At 59.7% G+C, this 3,886-nt stretch carries 5 protein-coding genes; 1 reads left to right on the plus strand and 4 read right to left on the minus strand.

Annotation, left to right across the window (positions count from 1 at the left end; genetic code table 11):
* The 3 genes from BG52_RS08490 to BG52_RS08500 all read right to left on the minus strand — a co-directional run.
* The coding region (locus BG52_RS08490; RefSeq protein ID WP_036667100.1) for an amino acid kinase family protein at positions 1–214 on the minus strand (214 nt) is incomplete at its 3' end.
* Positions 215–536: 322 nt separating this feature from the next.
* Positions 537–1,745, minus strand: coding sequence for a pyridoxal phosphate-dependent aminotransferase (locus BG52_RS08495; RefSeq protein ID WP_036582438.1), 1,209 nt, complete (start codon positions 1,743–1,745; stop codon positions 537–539).
* A gap of 80 nt (positions 1,746–1,825) precedes the next feature.
* Complete coding sequence (locus BG52_RS08500; protein WP_036582435.1) at positions 1,826–2,269, minus strand: hypothetical protein; 444 nt, start codon at positions 2,267–2,269, stop codon at positions 1,826–1,828.
* 126 nt (positions 2,270–2,395) lie between these two features.
* Between BG52_RS08500 and BG52_RS08505 the strand changes: the two genes are divergently transcribed.
* Positions 2,396–3,205: a carbon-nitrogen family hydrolase gene (locus tag BG52_RS08505; RefSeq protein ID WP_036582433.1), complete on the plus strand. Its 810-nt coding sequence runs from the start codon at positions 2,396–2,398 to the stop codon at positions 3,203–3,205.
* Between the two features lie 301 nt (positions 3,206–3,506).
* Here the strand turns inward: BG52_RS08505 and BG52_RS08510 are convergent.
* The coding region (locus tag BG52_RS08510; RefSeq protein WP_036667102.1) for a LysR family transcriptional regulator substrate-binding protein at positions 3,507–3,886 on the minus strand (380 nt) is incomplete at its 5' end.

A 3,886-nucleotide genomic window follows, 5' to 3' on the forward strand; every position in this document is an offset into this window, starting at 1 on the left:
CCTGCTTCTCATGGAGCAGACGGGGGCGCGAGGCGTACCCGATCCGCTTGAAGCCGGCGGCGACGGCGCCCGAGGTGACCAGCAGCACCTTGCGGCCTTCCTTGATAAGCGCAGACAGCTCCTCGGCGAAATACCCGATCCGGTCGCGGTTCAGGCCGCCTTCCTCCGATGCGAGCGAGCTGCTGCCGATTTTGATGACGATGACTTCGACCATTCCGGACCCTACCTTCCCAAATAAAAAGACCTCCGTCCTCCTAAAAAGGACGAAAGTCTGGCTTCCGCGGTACCACCTTAATTGATGATGCTAAGATCATCCTGCTTCCGGCCTGATAACAGCAGGCGCTGTCCGGCTCTTCGCCGGCCGTTCGGGGGTGGGTTCGGCACGGTCCCGCGATGGATTCTTGCAGCCTCGGAATCCATTCTCTGCACGCGAAACGTTCGTACGTACTAGTCCCGTCACAACGTTTAGGTTCGATTGAGTAAAGATACCGTAAGTTTACCATGATCGTAAGGGGCTGTAAAGCGACGCAAAGCCCCTAGCCGAATAGCCCCAGCCGGCCGATCCGCATGACGGCTTCGCGCAGCCGCGCTTCATCCGCAAGCAGCCCGAGACGCACATAGCCTTCGCCGTTCGCGCCGAAGCCGACGCCGGGCGCCAGCACCACGTCCGCACGCTCAAGCAGCAAATCCGCGAATGATTCGGACGTGTGGTCCTCGGGCACGGGAAGCCAGCAGAAAAAGGAGCCGCCCGGCTTCTCCGCCTTCCAGCCGATCTCGTCAAGCGCTTCGAAAAGCGCGTCCCTGCGGCGTCCGTACATTGCATTGAGCTCGCGGACGCTGTCCTGCGGACCGGTTAAAGCGAGCGCCGCCGCCTCCTGGATGCCGCCGAACAGGCTGCAGTAATAATGGTCCTGAATCAGATTGATAAGGGACACGATCCGGGCGTTGCCGAGCGCAAAGCCGACGCGCCAGCCGGCCATGTTGTAGCTCTTTGACAGCGTATAGAATTCGACGCCGACCGCCTTCGCGCCGGCCGTTTGCAGAAAGCTTACCGGGCGCTGGCCGTCGAAGCCGATCGCGCCGTACGCAAAATCACTGGCGACAACTATTTGGTGGCGGCGCGCGAACGCAACCGTCTCTTCATAGAAGCGGGAGTCGGCCACGGCGCCGGTCGGATTGTTAGGGTAATTGAGGAACATCAGCTTGGCCCGGTCGGCAGTTGCCGCCGGAATCCGGCCGTAATCGGGCAGAAAGCCGTTGTCCGCGGTCAACGGCATGAACGACATCGATGCGCCCGCGAGCGACACGCCCGACCAGTAATCCGGATAACCCGGATCGGGCACGAGGCATACGTCCCCCGGATTCAGCAGGCACTGGCTGATCTCGACCAGCCCCGTTTTGCCGCCGAACAGGATGGCAACCTCGGTCTGCGGGTCAAGCTCAACGCCGTAATCGAGACGGTAGCGATCTGCGACCGCTTCTTTGAGAAAGGCGAAGCCGCTGAACGGCGGATATTTATGATAAAGCGGGTTGGCCGCCGCCTCCTGAAGTCTGGCGACGATATGCGGCGGCGTCGGCCTGTCGGGATTGCCCTGACCGAGATTGATGACGTCGCGGCCTTTGGCCGCCTGCGCGTTCGCCTTGGCGACGAGCTTGGCGAAAAACTGCGTCGGCAGCGCCATCATGCGCTGCGCCGGCTCAATGCCGACGCCTGCGCCCATGTTTGTTGTATTTGTCGTACCCATTGCGACTTCACTCCGTATCTGCACATAATAGTCCTAATGTAGCACGTACGGAGGGGACTGTCGAGCGCCGTGCGGGATCGTCAGGGCGCCGCGATTTTACGCAGAAACGGCTTCAGATCGGCTTTGAAATTGAGCAGATATGGCTTGCGCTCTGCGTCAAATACCAACAGCACCGGCTCAAACTCCTCGCAATAGAAGAGGAAAACGTCATCAACCTCTATCGTCTGGCCGCCCACCTTCGTCGCGATGGGACGGGACAGGGGCACGCGATAGACGAACCCGCATTTCTCGTTGGGCTTTAACTGCGGAGACAGGCCGGTCACGGAGCTCAGCCATTCGGCGGCATAGCGCTGATATTCCGCATCGTTGGGAATCGTTTTGACCACTTTGCCCGCTTTGACGTCGAACACCTGCACCGGCTTGACCGACGGATCGGGCGCCGAGGCGGCCGGCATCGCCCATAGCAGAACGGCGGCGGCGCTCAGCACGAACGGGACGAGTACGCGCTTCAATCGATTGATCATGCAATTTCAGCTCCTTTACGTGCCCGCGGGCACATCTTATTTCCATCATAGGGTTCCCATCTTGACAGTTTGCCATGACAGGGTAAGAATAAGAAAAAACCGTTCGACGGACCGGAGGTTAGCATCATGCCATTCAAACCAATGCGGGTCGCGCTCCTGCAAATGCACATAGAGGCCGGCCAGCCGGAAGCGAACTTCACCAGGCTTCAGGAAATGCTTCAAGCCGCAATTAACGGAGAGACGAAGCCCGATGTGATCGTTTTTCCGGAGATGTGGAATACGGGCTACGCCCTTGATGCGATCGGCGGCATCGCCGACGATGAGGGCAGGCGTACACGTGCGCTGATGGCTGAATTCAGCCGCAGGCACGGGGTGAACATTGTGGCGGGCTCGATCGCGGAAAAGCGGGATGCGGGCGTATTCAATACGATTCGCGTATTCGACCGAAACGGGGAAGAGGCCGGCGATTACGACAAGCTCCATTTGTTTCGGTTGATGGACGAAGAGAAGCATTTGCAGCCTGGCGGCAAAATCGGCCGGACGACGCTGGACGGCGAGTCGGCCGGCCTGATGATCTGCTACGATATCCGCTTTCCCGAGCTGGCGCGTACGCTGGCGCTGCAAGGCGCAAAGCTGCTCATCGTGCCGGCGGAGTGGCCGAATCCGAGACTTCATCACTGGCGGACGCTGCTGACGGCGCGCGCCATCGAGAATCAGATGTATGTGATTGCGTGCAACCGGACCGGCGTCAGCGGTTCAACGTCTTTTTTCGGGCATTCGATGGTCATTGATCCATGGGGAGAAGTGATCGCCGAGGCGGGCGAGGAGGAGACGGTGCTAATGGCCGATATCGACCTGGCGCTCGTCGACGAAGTGCGCGGGAGAATCCCGGTGTTCGAGGACCGCAGGCCCGATTTTTACGATTTCGGCAAGTAAAAGTGTGGCGCAGCGAGGCTGCGTTAATGCGATCGGGCAGCAAAAAGCGAATAACGAATACCGGACGGGGTTCCACGCGGAGCTTTTCCCGGATAGGATCCGAGAGAACGCATTCCGGCAAGATTAGCTGGAGCTTCTCCCGTTTGTCCTGGCGGATGCACGCTCATGGAAGAGGCGCTTAGTGAAACGCCTGGGCCGTGTATGTTTTAGAGCAGTTAAGGGCTCAGGCCCGAAGGTGAAAAATGCACGGTAGTCGAAATAAGACGCCTGAACCTCGGATGATGGTCATCCGAGAGGTTTTTTAGACTTTATTGTCCGGGTCTGCGACCGTTTCTTTCAGTGTCCGGATAAAGGCGTCCGACGCTTTGGACAGGTATCGGCCTTTGCGGGTGGCGATCACAAGCGTGCGCGAGGGAGCGGATTCAAGCGGCAGGTATACCGGCGGCGACTGATCGCTCCATTTGGCGCGCGCGATCATGTGCGGCACGAAGGCTAGCCCCATCCCTGCGGCGACCAGCGACTGGACCGTTTCGATGTTGCTGCTCTCAAACACAATGTGCGGCTCGAAGCCGGCGGCGGCGCACAGGTTGAGCGTGATCTGGCGGAAGCCCTGTCCTTTCTTCAGCAGGATGAACGGCTCGCGTTCCAGCTCGGCAACCGGCACGCCCCGCAGCTCATAGC

This window comes from Paenibacillus darwinianus (assembly GCF_000598065.1).
Taxonomy (GTDB): Bacteria; Bacillota; Bacilli; order Paenibacillales; family Paenibacillaceae; genus Paenibacillus_I; species Paenibacillus_I darwinianus.